The following is a 21124-nucleotide window of genomic DNA, read 5'->3' as shown; positions in this document are numbered from 1 at the left end:
GGTGGCGGCGTGAGGGTGGACGTCGCCATCGTCGGCGCGGGCATCGCCGGAGCAATGCTCGCCGCCGAATTGGCTCCCCATGCCAGCGTCGCGCTGCTGGAGGCGGAGGACGCGCCCGGCCGCCACGCCACCGGCCGCTCCGCCGCCTTCTGGTCGGAAACCTATGGTGGCCCCGGCGTGCAGCCACTCACCACCGCGTCCCACGCGGGCCTCGCGCCCTGGTTGCAGCCGCTCGGCTCGCTGCACATCGGCCGTGCGGGCGACCGGCCGCTCGCCGACGCGTTGCTAGCCGAGTTCGCGGGCAGCCCGGTCGACCTGCGCGAGGTCGATCCCGCGGCGATCGTGCTCGGCCTGCGCCCCGACTGGATGATCGGGGTGATGGAGCCGAGCTGCGCCTATATCGACGTGGCCGGCCTCCACGCCGACGCGCTGGCGCGCGCACGGGCGGGCGGGGCGGTGTTGCTCGTCGACGCGCGCCTGCGCGCAGCCGAGCGGCGGGACGGGCGGTGGCGGATCGATACGCCCGCGGGGGCGGTTGAGGCGGCGGTGATCGTCGACGCGGCGGGCGCCTGGGCGGACGAGGTGGCGCGGGCGTGCGGCGTCTCGGGGGTCGGCATCCGCCCCTATCGCCGCACGGTGGTGCAGCTGCGCGTCGACCCGCCGGTGCCCGCCGACCTGCCGCACGTCATCGACCTGGCCGGCCGTTTCTATTGTAAGCCGGAGGCGGGCGGGCGGCTGTGGCTGTCGCCGCACGACGAGACGCCGAGCGATCCGTGCGACGCCGCGCCGGAGGAGTTGGACGTCGCCGTCGCGATCGACCGGCTGGAGCAGGCGGTCGACTGGCGGGTCGAGGCGGTGGAGCGGCGCTGGGCGGGGCTGCGCAGCTTCGCGCCCGACCGGCTGCCGGTGTACGGCTGGGGCGCGCCCGGTTTCTTCTGGTGCGCGGGGCAGGGCGGCTTCGGCATCCAGACCGCACCCGCCGCCGCCAGGCTGGCCGCCGCGCTGCTGCTCGGCCGCATGCCCGACCTGCCCGGCGTCGACCCGGCGCGGTACGCGGCCTCGCGACTTCGCTGATCGGGGGCAAGTTGGGCCGGAACCATCGCGCGCCGCCGCCGCTTGGGAGGGCGAGACGACAAAGGGGAAGTGCGTGTTCGACGAGTGGCGGCGAAGCGGCCGGGAATGGGTCGCGGTGCTGCGGCGGACCTGGGCGGCGGCGGGGGACAACAATGTCGGCCTGGTCGCGGCGGGCGTCGCCTTCTACGCCTTTGCCTCCATCGTGCCGATGCTGGCGGCGACGGTGCTGCTGTACGGCCTGATCGCGACGCCGGAAACGGTGACCGCCAACATCCGCGCGCTGTTCGCGGTGCTGCCCGCCGACGCGGCGGCGTCGGTCGGCGACCAGCTGGAGACGGTGGTTTCCACCTCCGACGGCAAGAAGGGCGTCGGCCTGCTGGTGGCGATCGGCATTGCGCTGTACGGCGCGACCAAGGGGGCGGGGGCGATGGTGACCGCCCTCGGCATCGCCTACGGCCAGCGCGAGGAGCGCGGTTTCGTGCGGCTGACGCTGCTGTCGCTGGCGATGGTCGCGGCGGCGGTGGTGCTGGTGTTCGCCGCGGTCAGCGTGGTCACCGCCACCGCGACGGTGGAGCGATGGCTGGCCGGCGCGCCCGGCGCCGTGCTGGCGCTGGTCCGCGTCGCCAGCTTCGCTGCGCTGTGGCTGGTGGTGGTGACGGCGGTGGCGGCGCTCTACCGCTTCGCGCCGCCGCAGGAGGCGCACCGCTTCCGCTGGTTGGCGCCCGCGCCGGTGTTGGCGAGCAGCCTGTGGCTGGGGGGCACGGCGGGGTTCGGCGTCTACGCCAGCAATTTCGGCAGCTACGGCGCGACCTATGGCGCACTCAGCGCGGTGATCGTGCTGCTGACCTGGCTGTGGCTGTCGGCCTACGCGTTCCTGCTGGGCGGCGAGCTGGATGCCTGCCTGACCTTGCCGAGCCGGCCGAGCTGGGGGCCGGCGCCGCTGCCCGGCACGCCGCCGGCCGATCCGGGCGCGATGGCGGCGGCGATGCCGGTGAAGGCGGGTGCGCGATTGGGCGGGGCACCGGTCGGCTGGGGCGTCGCGGCACTCGCCGGCAGCGGCCTCGCGCGGCTGCGCCGACGCTCGCCGTTGGGCGTGGCGCTGCTGGCAGGGGCGGGGGCGCTGGCGTGGCTGGGGGGACGGCGGCGGTAGCGTTCGGCCACCTCTGCGAGGGATCGTTGCGAAACTCCCTTCCCCTTCCCCGGCGAAGGCCGGGGCCCAGGTGGGGAAAGTTCGCAACTAGCCCAAATTGTCGCCCAACTGGGCCCCGGCCTTCGCCGGGGAGCTGGACGGGAGCAAAGGTTTTGCTTCCATCCCCTTGCACGGAAGGACCGGAAGGTCGCTACCCCCGCCCCGCCGCCAGCGCGGCGTCGCTCGCCAGTTTGTCGGCGCGCTCGTTGTCGGGGTGGCCGGCATGGCCCTTGACCCATTTCCACTGGACCTGGTGCCGGTCGGCGGCGGCGACCAGCGCCTGCCACAGTTCGGCGTTCTTCACGGGCTTGCGATCGGCGGTCTTCCAGCCGTTCTTGCGCCAGCCGTGGATCCACTTGGTCAGGCCGTCCATCACGTAGCGGCTGTCGGTCGACAGCGTCACCGCGCAGGGGCGGGTGAGGGCGTTCAGCGCCTCGATCGCGGCGGTCAGTTCCATGCGGTTGTTGGTGGTCTGGCGCTCGCCGCCGGATAGTTCCTTCTCCGCCTCGCCGAAGCGGATCAGCGCGCCCCATCCGCCGGGGCCCGGATTGCCCTTGCACGCGCCGTCGGTGGCGATTTCAACGGTGTTCAAAACAGGTTCTCGCGTTCGTAATGATGGAGCCGCCGGACATAGGCGAGCGGGTCCTTGCGCGTCACCAGCGCGTCGGCGGGCGTGTTGAGCCAGTCCCAGCCGCGGGTCAGCGCGAAGCGGATGCAGGCGCCGCGCGCCAGCACGGGCAGGGCGGCGCGGTCGTCGTCGGTGAGCCCGTACGATTCGGCATAGCCGGCCAGTAGCGCGTCGCCGACGCCCGTGTCGAACCGCTCTCCATGTGCGTCGAAGCACCAGGCGGTGTGGGTGACCGCCAGGTCGTACAGGCGCAGGTCGGTGCAGGCGAAGTAGAAGTCGATCAGCCCCGTCACCCGGTCGCCGAGCATCAGCACGTTGTCGGGGAACAGGTCCGCGTGGATCACGCCGCGATCGCCGCCCTGCGGCCATGCCGCCGTCACCGCGGCCAGCGCGCGGCCGAGTTCCGCGTGCAGGCCCGGCTCGATCCCGTCGAGCGCGTCGCCGCACCGGGCGAGTAGCGGCGCCCAGGCGTCCAGCCCAAGATCGTTCGGCCGGGCGCCGGCGAAATCGGCGAGCGCGCGGTGCAACCCGCCCAGCGCCGCGCCGGCCGCGCGCGCCTGGGCAGGGGTCGGGTGGCTGACCGACACGCCGGGCAGGAAGCGGATCAGGCAGGCGGGGCGGCCCTCCAGCTCGTGGATCACGCGGCCCTCGCGATCGGCCACCGCCGGCGGCGCCGCCACGCCGCGCGCGGCGACATGGTCGAGCAGGTCGAGGAAGAAGGGCAGGTCGCCCGCCGCCACCCGCTTCTCGTACAGCGTCAGCACGAAGCGCGCGGCCGTGGTCTCGACGAAATAGTTGGAGTTCTCGACCCCCTCGGCGATGCCCTTGACCGACACCAGCTCGCCGACGTCGAAGCGCAACAGGAAGGCGGCGAGCGCCTCGGCCGAGACGTGGGTGTAGACCGCCATCGGCCCGGCCTCAGGCGACGGCGTCGAGGCCGCGCGGCAGCTTGAACGCGATCGTCTCGCGCGTGGTCTCCTCCTCGCGCTCGGTGACGGCGAAGCGGGTGGCGAGCAGGGTGACCAGTTCGCGCACCAGCAGCTCGGGCGCGGAGGCGCCGGCGGTGATGCCCAGCGTCGCCACGCCGTCGAGGAACGTCCAGTCGAGGTCGGCCGCGCGCTGGATCAGCATCGCGCGCCTGCCCTCGCGCTCGGCCACCTCGACCAGGCGGACCGAATTGGACGAGTTGGGCGCGCCGATCACCAGCATCGCGTCGCATTGCGCGGCGATCGCCTTCACCGCCGCCTGTCGGTTGGAGGTGGCGTAGCAGATGTCCTCGCCGCGCGGCGCCTGCATCAGCGGGAAGCGGCGCTGCAACACCGCGACGATCGCGGCGGTGTCGTCCACCGACAGCGTCGTCTGCGTCAGGAAGGCGAGGTTGGCGGGATCGGCGGGCTGGAAGACTTCCGCGTCCGCCTCCGTCTCGATCAGCGTCATCGCGCCCGCGGGTACCTGGCCAAAGGTGCCGATCACCTCCGGATGGCCGGCGTGGCCGACGAAGATGATGTGCCGCCCCGCCGCCACCAGCCGTTCCGCCTGGCGGTGGACCTTGGAGACGAGCGGACAGGTGGCGTCGAGATAGTCGAGCCCGCGACCTCTCGCCGCGGCCGGCACCGACTTGGGTACGCCGTGCGCGGAGAAGACGACCGGCTTGCCGTCGGGCACTTGGTCCAGCTCCTCGACGAACACCGCGCCCTGCGCCTTCAGCGTGTCGACCACGAACTTGTTGTGGACGATCTCGTGCCGGACGTAGACGGGCGCGCCGTGCTTCTCGATCGCCAGCTCGACGATGCGGATGGCGCGGTCGACGCCCGCGCAGAAGCCGCGCGGCGCGGCGATCAGGAGGTTGAGCGGCGGCTTCGCCGAAGACGGGGACGCGGAAGCGGACATGGGCGGCATCTCTACGCGATTGCTTGCACGGCTCCAACCCGGTTCCTATGGCGGCGAATGCGTCCCCGGATCGAAGGTCCCCGCCCCGTGAAGCTTGTTCTGCCCCTCCTCGCCGCCGCCCTGACGCTCGCCGCCTGCGCGAAGACCGGCGAACTCGACGCCACCGGCGGCGTCAGCGCGGTCCGCTCCGCCTGCCCGATCGTCGGCGTGCCCGCGGGTACCGGCGACATGACGCTGTTCGATCCGCCGACCAGCCAGGCGGAGACCGCGATCGACCTGGTCGCCAACATGACGCAGGTGCGCGGCACCTGCGACGACACCGGCGCCGATATCGGCACCACCGTCACCTTCGTCGTGCAGGCGCGCCGGGTCCGCTACGAGGCGGCGCGCGACGTGCAGTTGCCGTATTTCATCGCGGTGGTCCGCGGCGGCAGCACCGTGGCCGCCAAGCAGGTCGGCACCGTATCGCTCCACTTCGACGCGGGGCAACCGCGCGCGCAGACGACCGCCACCGCCACGACCACCGTGTCGCGCGCCGAGGCGACGCTGCCGCCGGAGATCCGCGACCGCCTGACCCGCCGCCGCAAGGCCGGCGACGAGGACGCCGCGGTCGACCCGCTGAGCCAGCCCGAGGTCCGCGCGGCGGTGGCCAAGGCGAGCTTCGAGGCGCTGGTCGGCTTCCAGCTCAACGACGCGCAGCTGCGGTACAACGCGACGCGGTGACACCCGTCATGCCGGGCCCGTCCCGGCATCCAGAGCCAAGCAGCGTCGCACTTGGTAACCCTGGATGCCGGGACAGGCCCGGCACGACGAAGAGGCGATTGACTTCGCTCCGCCCGTTGGCCAGAGCGCCCCTGTCGATGCCCCGTGCGGGAGAGCGCTGCTTTCAGCAGCCGCCGAAGGAGCAACCGCCCCGGAATCTCTCAGGCACCAGGGACCGCGCGGGGATGCACGACACTCTGGAAAGCGTTCGTCTTGCAAAGGGCGAGCCACCGAAGGGGTAAGCGCGGGGTTCCCCCGCGTGAAAGCTCTCAGGTTCCGTGACAGAGGGGGTCCGGTCGAACGCGGGTGTTTGCCCGCCGCCGACGCCCTTTGTGCGGAGTGCCCCTGCTTGAGCGACCTTGCCATCACCGATCCGCAGACCGGCCAGTCCGAGATCCTCAACGTCGAGGATGCGCCGGAAGAACTGCCGCCGCAGCTGCTGCCGCTCGACGCCTGGCACCGCGCGCGCGGCGGCCGGATGGTACCGTTCGCCGGCTACGAGATGCCCGTCCAGTATGAAGGCATCATGGCCGAGCATCTGTGGGTGCGCAAATCGGCCGGGCTGTTCGACGTCAGCCATATGGGGCAGGTCGTCCTGACGAGCGATGACGGCGCGGACGCGGTCGCCCTGGCCCTGGAGGCGGTGCTGCCCGGCGACGTGACCGGCCTCGGCGACGGGCGGATGCGCTACTCGCTGCTGCTCGCCGAGGACGGCGGCGTGCTCGACGACCTGATGGTGACGAGGCGCGGCGACGAGCTCTACATGGTCGTCAACGGCGCGACCAAATATGACGACATCGGCTATCTGCTCGACACGCTGCCCGACGACGTGACGATGAACCTGGGCGAGGAGCAGGCGCTGCTCGCGGTGCAGGGGCCCAAGGCGGTCGACGCGCTGGCGCGGTTGGTGCCGGGTGTTGAAGCCCTCGTGTTCATGACCGCCGGCGCGTTCGACTGGAACGGCGCCGACCTGTGGATCAGCCGCTCGGGCTATACCGGCGAGGACGGGTTCGAGGTGTCGATCTCCGCCGAACACGCCGCCGCCTTCGCCGATGCGCTGCTGGAACAGCCCGAGGTGAAGCCGATCGGCCTCGGCGCGCGCGACTCGCTGCGGCTGGAGGCGGGCCTGCCGCTCTACGGCCACGACCTAGATCCCGAGACGACGCCGGTGATGGCCGATCTCGGCTTCGCCCTGTCGAAGCGTCGCCGCGAGGCCGCCGATTTCGCGGGGGCGGAGCGCATCCTCGCCGAGCGCGAGGCCGGCCCCGCGAGCAAGCGCGTCGGCCTGATCGTCGCCGGGCGCCAGCCGGTGCGCGAGGGCGCGACCGTGGTCGACGCGGACGGTGCCGAGATCGGCCGCGTCACCTCCGGCGGCTTCGCGCCGTCGCTCGGCAGCCCGATCGCGATGGCGTACGTTCCCGCCGCGCTCGCCGCGCCGGGCACCGCCGTCCGCCTCGTCCAGCGCGGCAAGACGCACGACGCCACCGTCGCGGCGATGCCGTTCGTTCCCCATCGTTACGTCAGAAAGGCAGCCTGATGCGTTATTTCACCGAAGAGCATGAGTGGGTCGAGATCGACGGCGCGATCGGCACCGTCGGCATCACCGAGTACGCGCAGGGCCAGTTGGGCGACATCGTGTTCGTCGACGTGCCCGCCGACGGGCGCACCCTCGCCAAGGGCGACGAGGCGGCGGTGGTCGAGTCGGTCAAGGCCGCCTCCGACGTGTACAGCCCGGTGTCGGGCACCGTGCTGGAGGGCAATTCCGCGCTCGCCGACTCGCCCGACCTGGTCAATTCGGATGCGGAAGGCGAGGGCTGGTTCTTCCGCATCACTTTGTCCGACGAGGACGAACTGGGCGAACTGATGGACGAAGCCGGCTACGAGGCGTTCGTCGCCAAGCTGTAAGTAACTCCCCTCCCCGCAAGGGAGGGGGCGGGGGTGGGTGCGAGCGGAACGAGTTCCGACGCCCGCCTCAAGCGTTGCAGCCGATGCTGGCGCATCGGCACCCACCCCCAGCCCCTCCCTTGCAGGGAGGGGAGAGAGTTGCCCCATGCGCTACCTGCCGCTGACCCCCGCCGACCGGACCGAGATGCTGCGCGTGATCGGCGCCGAGTCGATCGACGCGCTGTTCGACGACGTGCCCGAGGCCGCACGGCTGTCGGGCACGATCGAGGGCCTGCCGGACCACGCCACCGAACTCTCGGTCGAGCGGCACATGACCGCGCTTGCCCGGCAGAACACCGTGGCGGGCGAGGTGCCGTTCTTCCTCGGCGCCGGCGCGTACCGGCACCACGTGCCCGCCTCCGTCGACCATCTGATCCAGCGCGGCGAGTTCCTGACCGCCTACACGCCTTATCAGCCGGAGATCGCGCAGGGCACGCTGCAGATGCTGTTCGAGTTCCAGACGCAGGTGGCGCGGCTGCTCGGCACCGACGTGGCAAATGCGTCGATGTACGACGGCTCGACCGCCTGCTGGGAGGCGATCGGCATGGCGCGGCGGATCACCCGGCGCGGCAAGGCGATCCTGTCGTCGGGCCTCCACCCGCACTACGTCTCCGTCGCCAAGACGATGGCGAAATACACCGGCGACGTGCTGGAGACGGGCACGCCGACGCTGTCCGCCGACACCGATCTCGACGCGCTGATCGCCGCCATCGACGACGACACGTCGTGCGTGGTGGTGCAGTATCCCGACATCCTCGGCCGCATCGCCGACCTCCAGCCGCTCGCTGACGCGTGCCACGCGAAGAAGGCGCTGCTGATCGCCGTCGTCACCGAGCCTGTCGCAATGGGCGCGCTGAAATCGCCCGGCGAGATGGATGCGGACATCGTCGTGGGCGAGGGCCAGTCGCTGGGCGTCGGCCTCCAGTTCGGTGGGCCCTATGTCGGCCTATTCGGCTGCAAGGACAAATATGTCCGCCAGATGCCCGGCCGCCTGTGCGGCGAGACAGTGGACGCCGACGGTCGCCGCGGCTTCGTGCTGACGCTCTCCACCCGCGAGCAGCATATCCGGCGCGAGAAGGCGACGTCGAACATCTGCACCAATTCAGGGCTCTGCGCGCTCGCCTTCTCGATCCACATGACGCTGCTGGGCGAGGCGGGCCTCAGGCGGCTGGCAGGGCTCAACCATGCCGGCGCGTGCCACGCGGCCGACCGGTTGGCGCAGGTGCCGGGCGTCCGCTTGGTCACGCCCCGCTTCTTCAACGAATTCACGCTTGATCTGGGCCAGGAAGCGCGGCCCGTCGTCCGCGCGCTCGCCGATCGCGGCGTGCTGGCGGGCGTGTCGCTCGGCCGGCTCTACCCGGGCGAGGATTCGCTTGCCAACGGCTTGGTCGTCGCGGTGACCGAGACCACCACGCCCGAGGATGTCGAGGCGCTGGCGACCGCGCTGGAGGAGGTACTGGCATGACCATCCGCACCCCGTCATGCCGGGCCCGTCCCGGCATCCAGGGCCACGAGCGTGGCGCTGCTTGGTCCTGGACCCCGGAACAAGTCCGGGGTGACGTAGCTTTCGTGGAGTTCGCGGCATGACCATCAACCAGAGCGGCTGGAAGCCCGAGATGGCCGTCAAGGGCGCGGATGCCGCCGCCCCCACCTTCACCGGCAACAAGGCGTTGATGCTGGAAGAGCCGCTGATCTTCGAGATCGGATCGACGGAGACGACCGGCGTCGACTTCGCGGAAGGCGACGTGAAGCATGACCGTCTCGGCGACCTGACGCGCAAGGCGCCGATCGGGTTGCCGGGCCTGTCCGAACCGGAGACGGTGCGCCACTATACGCGGCTGTCGCGCCAGAACTACGCCATCGACCTGGGGCTCTTCCCGCTCGGCTCGTGCACCATGAAGCACAATCCGCGGCTGAACGAGCGGATGGCGCGACTGCCCGGCTTCGCCGATGTCCACCCCTTGCAGCCGGTCGATACCGTGCAGGGCGCGCTCGGCGTCATCAACGAACTCGCGCACTGGCTCATCACGCTGACCGGGATGCACGGCGTGGCGATGAGCCCCAAGGCGGGCGCGCACGGCGAGCTGTGCGGCATCCTGTGCATCAAAGCGGCGCTGGAGGCCCGGGGCGAAGGGCACCGCAAGGTCGTCCTCGTCCCCGAGTCGGCGCACGGCACCAACCCTGCCACCGCCGCCTTCGCCGGCTTCACGGTGGAGGACATTCCCGCCACCGCCGATGGCCGCGTCGATACCGCGGCGCTGAAGGCCCGGCTGGGGCCGGACGTCGCCGCGGTGATGATTACCAATCCCAACACCTGCGGACTGTTCGAGCGCGACCTGAAGGACATCTCCGACGCGGTCCACGCGGCGGGCGCCTATGTCTACTGCGACGGCGCCAACTTCAACGCCATCGTCGGCCGCGTGCGACCCGGCGACCTGGGCGTCGACGCGATGCACATCAACCTGCACAAGACCTTCTCCACCCCGCACGGCGGCGGCGGACCGGGGTCGGGGCCGGTGGTGCTGTCGGAGGCGCTGAGCCCGTTCGCGCCGTTGCCCTACACGGCACGAACGGCGGACGGGCACGTCCACCTGATCGAAGAGGAGCGAACCGAGGAGTTCTCGAACGAGCATTTCGGCGGCAAGCTCGACAGCTTCGGCCGGATGACCGCCTTTCACGGCCAGATGGGCATGTTCACCCGCGCGCTGACCTATATCCTCAGCCACGGCGCGGACGGCCTGAAGCAGGTCGCCGAGGACGCGGTGCTCAACGCCAATTACGTGCTGCGCTCGCTGGAGGACGTGCTCGACGCGCCGTTCGGGTCGGCGGGGCCGTGCATGCACGAGGCGCTGTTCTCCGATTCCAACCTGGCGGAGGGCTTCTCGACGCTCGACGTGGCCAAGGGGCTGATCGACGAGGGCTTCCACCCGATGACGGTGTATTTCCCGCTCGTCGTCCACGGCGCGATGCTGGTCGAGCCGACCGAGACCGAGTCGAAGGCGGCGCTGGACCAGTTCATCGGCGCGCTGCGCTCGGTGGCGGAGCGGGCCAAGGCGGGCGATGCGAGCCTCAAGTCCGCGCCGCACTTCGCCCCCCGCGCCCGCCTCGACGAGACGCGCGCGGCGAGGAAGCCGGTGCTGGTGTGGAAGGATGCCGAGCCGCAGGCGCAGGCGGCGGAGTAGGCGCTATTCGTAGAACGGCGTCGTATCGACCTCGATTGAGTCGATCACAATGCCGCCGGCGTCACGATGACCCTGGATGGTGGCGACGTACTCGTCGCTCATCGTGTCCTCGTCGTTGCCTGAGCCATAGACCAGAATGACGTACACGGTGGCGATCGCCTGAAAGCGGTTTTCGTCCACGAATACGACGCTATCGGGGTCACCATCGATGGCCTCGAACTGAGTACGCCCCGACAGGTCTGCCAACGGCTGCCAGCCGCCCATCTCGTCCAGTCGTTTTTGGTCAAACTCGTTAATGGTCGCTACCACGTCGTTGGCCAGTCGGTGACGTCCGGACGTTGTCTGCACTGCCGTCATGATATCACTCCCACGCGGACGCCCTTGGATGCCTGCCATGCCGCCCGCGCGCCTAGTCCGTCCAATCCACCCATGATATGAAGAGGGTCGATACCCAGGTAGAACAAGCGACGGAGGAAGAAGTCCCGAAATTCGCCGGCGACGTCAAACAGGTGTTCCTCTTTCTGCAGTGGCGTATCCCAGCTCTGATCGGGTTTCGGGTGTAGACTGAAAAGTCCGGCTTGCGAGCCGATGCGACTTGATATCGCACGTGGTTGTAAGAATCGCACCTCGTCTTGATTAAAGGGATCCACGTGCTGTTCGATGTCGAGCATCTGCGCTTGTCGCACGCGCGTGGCGACGATCCTGCAGGCGATCGCCGTCCGATCGGGTACCGCCTTCACGTTGGCTCCGTTCAGGTCGATCGATACGGCGCCTGCGGGGCTGACCGCAGCAAAATAAGCAGCGACGAGCGGATTGGTTGACCAATCTAGCAATCGAGTCGGTACGCCGTGATGCTGTGCTAAGGCCAGATACTCCCACTCGCGAAAGCCGCTGTCCTGATGATGGAGCGGCACCGCGCGGCGAAACCCGGCGAGCACCGATCGTTCACGCGCGAGCGTGTATTTCGGTATGCGGCCAATCGACGGGACCAAAAGAAAGGCGACATCGCCCATACCGCGAAAGACCCAAGCAGACGTGCTATGGGCGTCGACCCAGTCGATGAACTCCTGCCATCGCCGACGACGGCGCTCATCCTTTGTTCGATCGATCATCAGTCCTCCTCCTGATAGGGGCTCGGCCCGCCTTCCGCCACGAACCGGTCGATCCGCGCGTCGAGTACCGGCAGCGGCACCGACCCGAGGCTCAGCACCGTGTCGTGGAAGGCGCGGATGTCGAACTTCGGCCCCAGCGCCTTCTCCGCCTTGGCGCGGGCGCGCTGGATGGCGAGCTGGCCGAGATAGTAGCTGAGCGCCTGCCCCGGCCAGCCGATATAACGGTCGACCTCGGTCGTCACTTCCCGCTCCGATAGGGCGGTGTTGTTGCGCAGAAAGGCGAGCGCCTGCGGCCGGGTCCAGCCTTTCGCATGGACGCCGGTGTCGACCACCAGCCTGACCGCGCGCCACATCTGATAGCTGAGCATCCCGAACCGCTCGTAGGGCGTCTGGTAGAAGCCCATCTCGTCACCCAGCCGCTCGCAGTAGAGCGCCCAGCCCTCGCCATAGGCGGAGATGTAGCTCTGCCGCCGGAACACGGGCAGGTCCTTGTTCTCGCTCGCCAGGCTGATCTGCATCGCGTGGCCGGGCGCGCTCTCGTGCAGCGTCAGCGGCGGCAGCTGGAACAGCGGCCGCGACGGCAGGTCGTAGGTGTTGACGAGGTAGCCGCCGGGACCACCGCGGCCGGCGGTGTAGAAGGGGGCGATGGCGGCGGGCACGGGTTTGATCGCGAACCGCGCGCGCGGCAGCCGGCCGAACCACTTGGCGGCCATGCCGTCGAACCGCTTCGCCTCCCACGCCGCTTCCTGGAGCAGCGCCTCGGGCGTCTTGGCGTAGAAGCGCGGATCGGTGCGCAGGAACGTCAGGAACGCGGGCAGGTCGCCGGTGAAGCCCGCATCGGCCTTGGCGCGCTCCATCTCGGCGCGGATCTTGGCGACCTCGGCGAGGCCGATCGCGTGGACCTGGTCCGGCGACAGGTCGAGGGTGGTGAAGGCGCGGATGCGGCTGCGGTAATAAGCGGCGCCGTCGGGGTAGCTCGACGCGCCCAGCTCCTGCCGCATGCCCGGGAAATAGGTGGTGCGCAGGAAGGCGAGGAGCTGCCGGTGCGCGGGGATGACGCCATCCGCGATGACCTTGCGCGCGGCCGCCTGAAGAGCGGCGCGGTCGGGCACGGAGGCGGGTATCTTCGCGAACGGCTCGTAATAGACCGTCGCCTCGGGGTTCGCGGCCTCGGCGATCGCGGCGACCGGCGCGTCGCGGCCCTGCATCACCACCGCGGGCGGCGTGAAGCCGCGGGCCAGGCCGGCGCGCATGTTGGCGGTCTGCTGATCCAGGTAACGGGGGATGTCGGCGAGCTGCGACAGATAGGCGCGGTAGTCCTTCTCGCCGTTGGCGAAGTTGCCGCGCGCGGCGAATTGCAAATCGCCCCAGAAGGCGCTGTCGCCGTTCAGCGGCTTTTCCCACTCGCGGAACCGCTCGTCGTCGAGCAGGGCGGCGATCTGCGCGCGGTAGACCTGGTAATTGGTCCGCTGCTCGGGCGAGAGCGCCGTCGCGTCGAGGCGGTCGAGCTGCGCCATCACGCCGCGCCACTTGGCCGCGCGGCGCGCGTGGGCGGCGGCGGACACGTCGGGCAGGTGGGGCGACACCGCGCGCGGATCGTCGTCGGCCAGCCGCTCGGCCGTGCGCCACGCCCATTCCGCCTGCCAGATGCGGGTAAAGGCGGCGTCGGCCGTGGAGGGGGCGGGCGCGGCCATCTGCGCGACGGCGATCAGCGGGGCGAGGAATATCATGGGGATAGCCTGTGCGATCGGGCGCCGCCTCGCAAGCGCCCTGCTTGACTTGCGGGCGATGGCCGTGGAGGTGGAGCGTCGTCGCGGCCGGGCGAACCGGCCGTTCGAAGGAGAGTTCAGATGGCCGACGTGGACGGAACCTACGACTGCACCGTGAAGTCGCCGCTGGGCGACCAGAAGATGACGCTGACCGTGAACAGCACCGGCACCGACTTCACCGGCGCGGTGTCGGGCGCGATGGGATCGATGGACGTGCAGGGCTCGGTCGACGGCAACACCATCGCCTGGAAGCAGAGCATGACCGTGCCGATGCCGATGACGCTGGACTGCGAGGCGACGGTGAACGGCGACACGCTGGCCGGCAGCGTCGGCGCGGGGGCGTTCGGCAGCTTCCCGCTGTCGGGCACGCGCACGGCGTAAGCCGAGCGATCAACGTCGTCACCCCGGATCAAGTCCGGGGTGACGAGAGGGGGCGTGAAGACGGTGCGGAAACAATGAACACGGCGGAGAATCCCCGATGACCACCGATCGCCGCACCCTGCTCCTGGGTGGTGCCGCCGCCGCCGCGCTCGCGGGACTGCCCCGCGGCGTCGTCGCGCAGGGCGCACCGACGCCCGGTCCGCTCGACCCCCTGTTCGACCGGCTCGTGCAGGCGCAGCTGCGCCGCAGCCCGGAGGGGGCGACCAGCCTGGGCCTCGACAAGGGCGCCAATGCCGACCTGCGCGCCAAGCTGTCCGACCAGTCGTTCGCCGGCATCGCCGCCGCCAAGGCGCAGAACCTCGCCGAGCTGAGGGAGCTGGAGGCAGTCCCGCGCGCGTCGCTGACGCCCGACCAGCGGATCGATCTCGACTGCGTGCTCTACACGCGCCGCTCCGCGGCGCGGATCGGGCAGTTCGATTTCGGCGGATCGTCCTACGGCCCCAGCCCCTATGTCGTGTCGCAGCTGTCGGGCGCCTACCAGTCGGTGCCCGACTTCCTCGACACCAAGCACAAGATCGACACCGCCGCCGACGCGGAAGCGTATCTGTCGCGCGTCCGCGCCTTCGCGCGCCAGGTCGCCGACCAGACCGCGCGGATGCGCCACGACGCCGGCGTCGGCGTGGTGCCGCCCGACTTCATCCTCGACCTCGCGCTGACGCAGATGGACAAGACGGCGACGCCGTCGGCGGACGCGCTGGTCGTCACCTCGCTCAGGACGCGCGCGGCGGCCAAGGGGCTCGACCCGCGCTACGGTCGCGACGTGGGCCGGCTGTGGGACGCGGAGGTGCTGCCCGCCCTCACCGCGCAAGCGGCCTACGCGCGCGAACTGCGCCGCACCGCCAGCCATGACGCGGGCGTGTGGAAGATCCCCAAGGGTGCGGACTTCTACCCCGCCGCGCTCCAGGCGACGACCACCACCAGCCTCAGCCCCGAGGAGGTCCACCGCTTCGGCCTGGACCAGGCCCGTGCCCTCAATGCCCGGCTCGATGCCGAGCTCAAGAAGCTCGGTTATGCCAAGGGCGGCGTCGGCCAGCGCATGGACGCGCTCGGCCGCGAGGCGAAATACCTCTATCCCAATACCGACGAGGGCAAGCGGCAGGCGATCGCCTATTGCAACGAGCGGCTGGCGGCGATCCGCACCAGGCTGCCCGCGGTGTTCGAGCGGATGCCGCCCTACACATTCGAGGTGCGGCGCGTGCCGGTCCAGACCGAGGCGGGATCGGCCGGTGCCTTCGCGCAGGCGCCCGCGATCGACGGATCGCGCCCGGGCCTGGTCTATTTCAACCTGAAGGATTCGGCCGACTGGCCTAAATTCGCGCTGGCGACGACGACCTATCACGAGGGGCTGCCCGGCCATCAGATGGAGAGCGGCCTGGCGCTGTCGAACACGGGCCTGCCGCTGATTCGCAAGCTTGGCGGCTTCTCCGGCTACGGCGAGGGCTGGGCGCTCTATTCCGAGCAGCTCGCCGACGAGATCGGCATGTACGACGACGATCCGGTCGGGCGTTGCGGCTATCTGGTCGCTCAGCTGTTCCGCGCCAACCGCTGCGTGGTCGACACCGGACTGCACCATTACCGCTGGAGCCGCGAGAAGGCGGTGCGGTATTTCGTCGACGCGCAAGGCGACACCGAAGGCGATGCCGCGCGCGAGATCGAGCGTTACTGCGTCAATCCGGGGCAGGCGGCGAGCTACAAGCTGGGCCATTCGGTGTTCGTCGACATCCGCGACAAGGCCAAGGCCAAGCAGGGCGCGGCGTTCGACCTGAAGCGGTATCACGCCGCGGTGCTGCGCTACGGTCGCGTGCCCTTGGATGTGCTGCGACAGATCGGCGATACGTGGGTGGCGAGCGTGTGACGATCCGTCACGTTGGGCTCGTCCCGGCGTCCAGAGCCAAGCAGTGTCATGCTTCGTGGCTCTGGATGCCGGGACGAGGCTCTCCTGAGCTTCGCCGAAGGGCCCGGCATGACGGCTACCCCCGCACCCGCGCCTGGCGATACGTGCCCAGCAGCCGCACCCATTTCGAGTGGAACCCCAGTTCCTCCAGCGCGCGGTCGACCGCCGTCTCCCCCGGCTTGCCGACAATGTCGGCGTAGAACTCGCTCGCCGCGAAGCTGCCGCCGCGCTGGTAACTCTCCAGCTTGGTCATGTTGACGCCGTTGGTCGCGAACCCGCCCATCGCCTTGTAGAGCGCGGCGGGCACGTTCCTTACCTCGAAGATCAGCGTGGTCATCCACGGGCCGTCCCCCGCCGGCGGGCGGCTGCCGCGTGCCAGCGTGACGAAGCGGGTGGTGTTATGCTCCGCATCGGCGATGTCGGTGGCGAGCAGGTCCAGCCCGTACAGCGCCGCGGCGCCCGGCGGGGCGAGCGCCGCCACCGCAGGGTCGGCCAGCTCCGCCGCCGCCGCCGCCGCGCCCGCCGTGTCGGGATAGGCGACCGGCTGGATACCGCGCGCGCGCAGCCAGTGGCGGCATTGGCCCAGCGCCTGCGGGTGGCTCATCGCCTGCCGCACGCCGTCGATTGGCCCCGTGCCCATCAGCGCGTGACGGATGGGGAGGAAATGCTCGCCGGTGATCGCCAGCCCCGATTCGGGCAGCAGGAAATGCATGTCGGCGACGCGGCCGTGCAGCGAATTCTCGATCGGGATCACCGCGCAGTCGGCACGCCCTTCCTTTACCGCATCGATCGCGTCGGCGAAGTCGAAGCAGGGCAGGGGCAGCCCGTCGGGGAACGCCTGCTCGGCCGCGACGTGGCTGTTGGCGCCGGGCGCGCCCTGGAAGGCGACGGTGCGGGCGGGATCGGCGCTCGCCGCCGCGGTCATCGCGGCGACCAGCGCCTGGGCGGGGGCGGGAAAGGACTGCATGGCCGGCCGGTTATCACGCGATGGCCGACGATCAAGCGCCGCTTGCGGTCGCCCTTTGGCTTTCCTAAGAGCGGAGGCAATTCATACTGGGGCAAAGCATGGACCTGAAGACCAACACGATCGCCGGCTGGGCGCTGGGCGCGGGCGTCGTCGCGCTGGGGTCCGCGATCGTCGGCAACATGATCTTCGAGAGCCACCGGCCCGAGAAGATGGGCTACGCGATCGAGGGTGTCGAGGAGGAGGGCGCCGGCGGCGGTGCCGCCGAGGTCGACATCGCGACGCTGCTGCCCACCGCCGACGCCGCCAAGGGCGCCGAGGTCTTCAAGAAGTGCGCCGCCTGCCACACGATCAACCAGGGCGGCGCCAACGGCGTCGGCCCGAACCTGTACGGCACGATGGGCGAGGCGATCGCGCAGGGCAAGGGCGGCTTCGCCTTCTCCGACGCGCTGAAATCGGTCGGCGGCTCGTGGAATTTCGAGAACATGAACGCGTGGCTGACTAGCCCGCGCAAGTTCGCCCCCGGCACCAAGATGACCTTCGCCGGCCTGTCCAACCCGCAGGACCGCGCCAACGTGATGGTCTACATCAACCAGCAGGGCAGCAACATCGCGCTGCCCGCACCCAAGGCGGATGCCGCCGACAAGGACGCGGCGGCCGATACCGGCGGCAACACCGCGGAGGCGACCAACGCGGTCGACACCGACGTCCGCGGCGAGACGGGCGACATCGCCAACACCGGCACGCCCGCCTCCGGCGCCCCGTCGATCGATCCGGAAGCCGCGCGCAAGGGTGCGCGGACGGAGTGAACCTTGTGGTCCTCCCCGGAACGGGGAGGGGGACCAGCCACAGGCTGGTGGAGGGGCAGTTGCCAGGCGCGACACTCGCGACTGCCCCTCCACCGCTTCGCGGGGGTCCCCCTCCCCGTCCCGGGGAGGTACAATACGGCCTCACCCCTCCTTCTTCGCGCGCTCCTCGTAGAAGCGGCGCACCACGTCCCATGCCTCGTCGGCGGTCTCGACATAGGTGAAGATGCCGAGGTCGCGCTCGGACACCACGCCTTCCTCGACCAGCGCGTCGAAGTTGACGACCCGCTCCCAGAAGGCGCGGCCGAACAGCAGCACGGGGATCGGCTCGATCTTGCCCGTCTGGATCAGCGTAAGGAGTTCGAACAGCTCGTCGAACGTCCCGAAGCCGCCCGGAAAGGCCGCCAGCGCGCGGGCGTGGAGCAGGAAGTGCATCTTGCGCAGCGCGAAATAGTGGAACTGGAGCGAGAGCGACGGGGTGACGTAGGGGTTGGGCGCCTGCTCGTGCGGCAGGACGATGTTGAGCCCGATCGATTCCGCGCCCACGTCGTGCGCGCCGCGGTTCGCCGCCTCCATGATCGACGGGCCGCCGCCCGAGCAGACCACGAAGTGACGCCGCCCGTTCTCGTCGCGCGGAATGCGGCTGACCAGCCGGGCAAGGTCGCGCGCCACGTCGTAATATTTGCTCTTCTCGACCAGCCGCTCGGCGATGCGACGGCTCTTGTCGTCGGCCGCCATCTCCAGCAGCGCGTGCGCCTTTTCCGGCTCCGGGATGCGGGCGGAGCCGTACATCACGAAGGTGGAGGCGATATTGGCCTCGTCCAGCGTCAGCTGTGCCTTGAGCAGTTCCAGCTGGAACCGCACGGGGCGCAGATCCTCGCGCAGCAGGAAGTCCATGTCCTGGAAGGCGAGCTTGTAGGCGGGACTCTCGGTCTGCGGCGTCGAGACGACGGTCTTGGCGCTCTCGGCGTCCTGGCTGGCGTTGGGGAAGACGCGCGCGGGTACTCGGGTATCGGTCATCCGAGGCTGGTACGGCAAAGCAGGCGTGCTGGCTAGCGGCAGAACCGGGCGCCGTCGTCCTCCAGGTGCAGGTGGTTGGCGTGCGCGGCGTTGTAGTCGGGCGACAGCACCGTGCCGAAGCGGCGGCAGGCCGAGCGGCGCATGGTGCGCAGGAACTCGCGGGCGCGCTCGTCGGGGCCGTTCCAGTCGCCCAGCACGCTCACCCTCCGCCCGTCCTTCAGCACGAAGCCGCCGACGTCCACCGCGTTGGCGAGCGCATGGCCCGATCGCCGGCCGGCGTTGCGGGTCGAGCCGACGACGTTGCGGCAGGCGTAGCTGCCCATGCCCTCGATCCGCGCCAGTTCCGATCCCAGCATCTGGTACGCGCCGGGCACCGCGGCGTTGCGGACCCAGCCGGCAAAGGCGCGGGCGGTGCCGCAGCGCATGGCGGTGATGCCGGTCACCGGCACGCCGATGTCGGTCAGCTGCACCGCGCCGAACACGCCGCAGCCGTTGCCGAAATCCCGGTCTGGCAGCACGCGGAAGTCGACCCCTTCGGCGCGCAGGTCGGCATGGCATTGGGCCGTCTCGCGCGCGGGAGGGCGCGCCGGTTCGGCGCGTGTCCCGCGCGTCGGCGGCGTCCGCCCGCAGGCGGCGAGCGCGAGCAGCAGCAGGACGAGGAGGAGCGAGCGAGCCGGCATGATCGCCACTCCTTGCGGGAGGAGCGCGTCGCGGCAAGCCCGATCGGCTCGACCGCCCGCGCCGGACGGCCGTCCGCATCGGTCCGCGGGCGCGCTCGCCGCCTAGGGTATGCGCCTCGATGGTCGGTACGCCATCGTCGGGCAGCTATCGGTTAAACTCGAAGTCGATCAGCTGTATTCACTTCCGTTCGCCCCGAGCGACGTCGAAGGGCACGCTCCCACAAGGTGCTTCCACTGCGCTCAGCACGAACGGTGACGAAAGCTGGTAAAGCCAGCTCTAGCAGCAGCGCGGCGTATCCGTCGCGGCGGCGGAAGGGTCATGATCGTGGACCGTGGACGTTTCGTACGGGAGTTGCCGGCTTTCCATCGGTTTATGTCGTCTCCGCAGCCCGTGGCGTCATAAAATCATGAAGCCGCTCACGGATTCGCAACAAGTTCCTTGTCGGTTCGGCTCGTCTCCTCTAGGGCCGTCGACGGGCCACGCCGTCCCAACGCGGCGCGCGCTCTCTGTGAGGAGAGAACATTGACGGACACTGCCACCGCGCCCCACATCACGGGCGCGTCGAAGCCGGATACGACGCCGGCCCGCCCCTTCTTCAGCTCCGGTCCCTGCGCCAAGCCGCCCGGCTGGGACGCGTCGGCGCTCGCCACCGACAGCCTCGGCCGCTCGCACCGCTCGAAGCTCGGCAAGCAGCGGCTGCAACATTGCATCGACCTGATGCGCGAGCTCCTGAAGCTTCCCGACACCCACCGCATCGGCATCGTCCCCGGCTCCGACACCGGCGCGTTCGAGATGGCGATGTGGACGATGCTGGGCGCGCGCGACGTCACCACGCTGGCGTGGGAGAGCTTTGGCGAGGGCTGGGTGACCGACGCGGTCAAGCAGCTCCAACTCGATCCCACCGTGATCCGCGCCGATTACGGCCAGCTGCCCGACCTTGGCGTCGTAGACTGGTCGACCGACGTGCTGTTCACCTGGAACGGCACCACGTCGGGCGTCCGCGTTCCCGACGCGGACTGGATTCCGGCGGATCGCGGGGGGTTGAGCTTCGCCGATGCCACGTCGGGCGTGTTCGCCTATCCGATCGACTGGGCGAAGATCGATGTCGCCACCTTCTCCTGGCAGAAGGTGATGGGCGGGGAGGGCGCGCACGGCGTCCTGATCCTCGGTCCCCGCGCGGTCGAGCGGCTGGAGAGCTACACGCCGTCCTGGCCGCTCCCCAAGGTGTTCCGCCTGACGAGCAAGGGGAAGCTCAGCGAGGGCATCTTCAAGGGCGAGACGATCAACACCCCCTCGATGCTCGCGGTCGAGGACGCGATCTGGACGCTGGAGTGGATGAAGGGGCTCGGCCCCGACGGCGTGATCGCGCGCTCGGACGCCAACGCCGCCGCGCTCGACCGCATCGTGGAGGCGCGCGACTGGCTCGGCCACCTCGCCCCCGATCCGGCGACCCGGTCGAAGACCAGCGTCTGCCTGACGGTCGAGGGCGCGGACGAGGCGCTCATCAAGAAGATGGCGTCGCTCCTCGAAGCCGAAGGCGCGGCCTACGACGTCGCCGGCTACCGCGACGCGCCGCCGGGCCTGCGCATCTGGTGCGGCGCCACCGTCGACACCGCCGATATCGAGGCGCTCGGCCCCTGGCTCGACTGGGCCTACGCGACGGCGCGCGCCTGACCCTTCTCGTACCCCGGCGAAGGCCGGGGCCCAGCGGCGGAACGATCGAGACGAGCGTCCGCGCGCTGTTACGTCAACCTTCCCAACTGGGCCC

Annotated in this window: 20 protein-coding genes and 2 riboswitches; of the genes, 11 read left to right on the top strand and 9 right to left on the bottom strand. The window is 70.2% G+C overall.

What is annotated here, in order from left to right; all coding sequences use genetic code 11:
• Positions 1–9 precede the first annotated feature (9 nt).
• Positions 10–1074 (top strand): NAD(P)/FAD-dependent oxidoreductase, encoded by a 1065-nt coding sequence (locus BM145_RS13820; RefSeq protein WP_093334245.1) that lies wholly within the window; start codon positions 10–12, stop codon positions 1072–1074.
• A gap of 73 nt (positions 1075–1147) precedes the next feature.
• A complete protein-coding gene (locus BM145_RS13815) occupies positions 1148–2224 on the top strand; it encodes a YihY/virulence factor BrkB family protein (RefSeq protein ID WP_093334244.1) in 1077 nt (358 codons plus the stop codon).
• A gap of 190 nt (positions 2225–2414) precedes the next feature.
• Here BM145_RS13815 and rnhA read toward each other — a convergent pair whose 3' ends face one another.
• The 3 genes from rnhA to ispH are packed head-to-tail and all read right to left on the bottom strand — an operon-like array spanning position 2415 to position 4781.
• Positions 2415–2855, bottom strand: a complete 441-nt coding sequence (rnhA, locus tag BM145_RS13810) for a ribonuclease HI (protein ID WP_093334243.1) — start codon at positions 2853–2855, stop codon at positions 2415–2417.
• A complete protein-coding gene (gene thrB, locus BM145_RS13805; protein WP_093334242.1) occupies positions 2852–3799 on the bottom strand; it encodes a homoserine kinase in 948 nt (315 codons plus the stop codon). Before thrB ends, rnhA begins: the two co-directional genes overlap by 4 nt.
• A 10-nt stretch (positions 3800–3809) precedes the next feature.
• The gene (gene ispH, locus BM145_RS13800; protein WP_093334318.1) at positions 3810–4781 is read right to left on the bottom strand and encodes a 4-hydroxy-3-methylbut-2-enyl diphosphate reductase; all 972 of its coding nucleotides are present in this window, start codon (positions 4779–4781) and stop codon (positions 3810–3812) included.
• 87 nt (positions 4782–4868) lie between these two features.
• Between ispH and BM145_RS13795 the strand changes: the two genes are divergently transcribed.
• The 5 genes from BM145_RS13795 (at position 4869) to gcvPB (ending at position 10669) form a co-directional block, all read left to right on the top strand.
• Positions 4869–5504, top strand: coding sequence for a hypothetical protein (locus tag BM145_RS13795; RefSeq protein ID WP_245739351.1), 636 nt, complete (start codon positions 4869–4871; stop codon positions 5502–5504).
• A gap of 137 nt (positions 5505–5641) precedes the next feature.
• Positions 5642–5731: riboswitch (glycine riboswitch) on the top strand.
• Between the two features lies 1 nt (position 5732).
• A riboswitch (glycine riboswitch) is annotated at positions 5733–5838 on the top strand.
• 99 nt (positions 5839–5937) lie between these two features.
• A complete protein-coding gene (gcvT, locus tag BM145_RS13790; protein WP_093334316.1) occupies positions 5938–7080 on the top strand; it encodes a glycine cleavage system aminomethyltransferase GcvT in 1143 nt (380 codons plus the stop codon).
• A complete protein-coding gene (gcvH, locus tag BM145_RS13785) occupies positions 7077–7448 on the top strand; it encodes a glycine cleavage system protein GcvH (protein WP_093334315.1) in 372 nt (123 codons plus the stop codon). Before gcvT ends, gcvH begins: the two co-directional genes overlap by 4 nt.
• 145 nt (positions 7449–7593) lie before the next feature.
• Entirely contained in the window at positions 7594–8952 is a 1359-nt protein-coding gene (gcvPA, locus tag BM145_RS13780) for an aminomethyl-transferring glycine dehydrogenase subunit GcvPA (RefSeq protein WP_093334241.1), read from the top strand.
• 118 nt (positions 8953–9070) lie between these two features.
• Complete coding sequence (gene gcvPB, locus BM145_RS13775) at positions 9071–10669, top strand: aminomethyl-transferring glycine dehydrogenase subunit GcvPB (protein ID WP_093334240.1); 1599 nt, start codon at positions 9071–9073, stop codon at positions 10667–10669.
• Positions 10670–10672: 3 nt separating this feature from the next.
• Here the strand turns inward: gcvPB and BM145_RS13770 are convergent, their stop codons facing one another.
• Genes BM145_RS13770 through BM145_RS13760 form a run of 3 tightly spaced genes read right to left on the bottom strand, consistent with a single transcriptional unit; the run spans position 10673 to position 13511 of the window.
• Complete coding sequence (locus BM145_RS13770; protein WP_143090192.1) at positions 10673–11026, bottom strand: hypothetical protein; 354 nt, start codon at positions 11024–11026, stop codon at positions 10673–10675.
• Positions 11023–11781, bottom strand: coding sequence for an FRG domain-containing protein (locus BM145_RS13765; RefSeq protein ID WP_093334238.1), 759 nt, complete (start codon positions 11779–11781; stop codon positions 11023–11025). The genes BM145_RS13770 and BM145_RS13765 overlap by 4 nt, the downstream gene beginning before the upstream one ends.
• Positions 11781–13511: a DUF885 domain-containing protein gene (locus BM145_RS13760; protein ID WP_093334237.1), complete on the bottom strand. Its 1731-nt coding sequence runs from the start codon at positions 13509–13511 to the stop codon at positions 11781–11783. The genes BM145_RS13765 and BM145_RS13760 overlap by 1 nt, the downstream gene beginning before the upstream one ends.
• A 120-nt stretch (positions 13512–13631) precedes the next feature.
• Between BM145_RS13760 and BM145_RS13755 the strand changes: the two genes are divergently transcribed.
• Both BM145_RS13755 and BM145_RS13750 read left to right on the top strand, forming a co-directional pair.
• Positions 13632–13931 (top strand): hypothetical protein, encoded by a 300-nt coding sequence (locus tag BM145_RS13755; protein ID WP_093334236.1) that lies wholly within the window; start codon positions 13632–13634, stop codon positions 13929–13931.
• Positions 13932–14028: 97 nt separating this feature from the next.
• Positions 14029–15846, top strand: coding sequence for a DUF885 domain-containing protein (locus BM145_RS13750; RefSeq protein WP_093334235.1), 1818 nt, complete (start codon positions 14029–14031; stop codon positions 15844–15846).
• 115 nt (positions 15847–15961) lie between these two features.
• Here BM145_RS13750 and BM145_RS13745 read toward each other — a convergent pair whose 3' ends face one another.
• Positions 15962–16852 (bottom strand): prephenate dehydratase, encoded by an 891-nt coding sequence (locus BM145_RS13745; RefSeq protein WP_093334234.1) that lies wholly within the window; start codon positions 16850–16852, stop codon positions 15962–15964.
• A gap of 98 nt (positions 16853–16950) precedes the next feature.
• On the opposite strand from BM145_RS13745, the gene BM145_RS13740 reads away from it, so the two are divergent.
• Entirely contained in the window at positions 16951–17658 is a 708-nt protein-coding gene (locus BM145_RS13740; RefSeq protein ID WP_093334233.1) for a c-type cytochrome, read from the top strand.
• Positions 17659–17799: 141 nt separating this feature from the next.
• Here the strand turns inward: BM145_RS13740 and BM145_RS13735 are convergent, their stop codons facing one another.
• Positions 17800–18675 (bottom strand): LOG family protein, encoded by an 876-nt coding sequence (locus tag BM145_RS13735; protein ID WP_093334232.1) that lies wholly within the window; start codon positions 18673–18675, stop codon positions 17800–17802.
• 32 nt (positions 18676–18707) lie between these two features.
• Positions 18708–19355, bottom strand: coding sequence for an extensin family protein (locus BM145_RS13730; RefSeq protein WP_093334314.1), 648 nt, complete (start codon positions 19353–19355; stop codon positions 18708–18710).
• A 523-nt stretch (positions 19356–19878) separates the two neighbouring features.
• Between BM145_RS13730 and BM145_RS13725 the strand changes: the two genes are divergently transcribed.
• Positions 19879–21030 (top strand): phosphoserine transaminase, encoded by a 1152-nt coding sequence (locus BM145_RS13725; protein ID WP_093334231.1) that lies wholly within the window; start codon positions 19879–19881, stop codon positions 21028–21030.
• Positions 21031–21124 lie beyond the last annotated feature (94 nt).

It is taken from the genome of Sphingomonas rubra, assembly GCF_900115745.1.
Lineage (GTDB): Bacteria > Pseudomonadota > Alphaproteobacteria > Sphingomonadales > Sphingomonadaceae > Sphingomonas > Sphingomonas rubra.
Note: the sequence above shows the minus strand (reverse complement) of the source record. Positions and strands in the feature narration are given on the sequence as shown.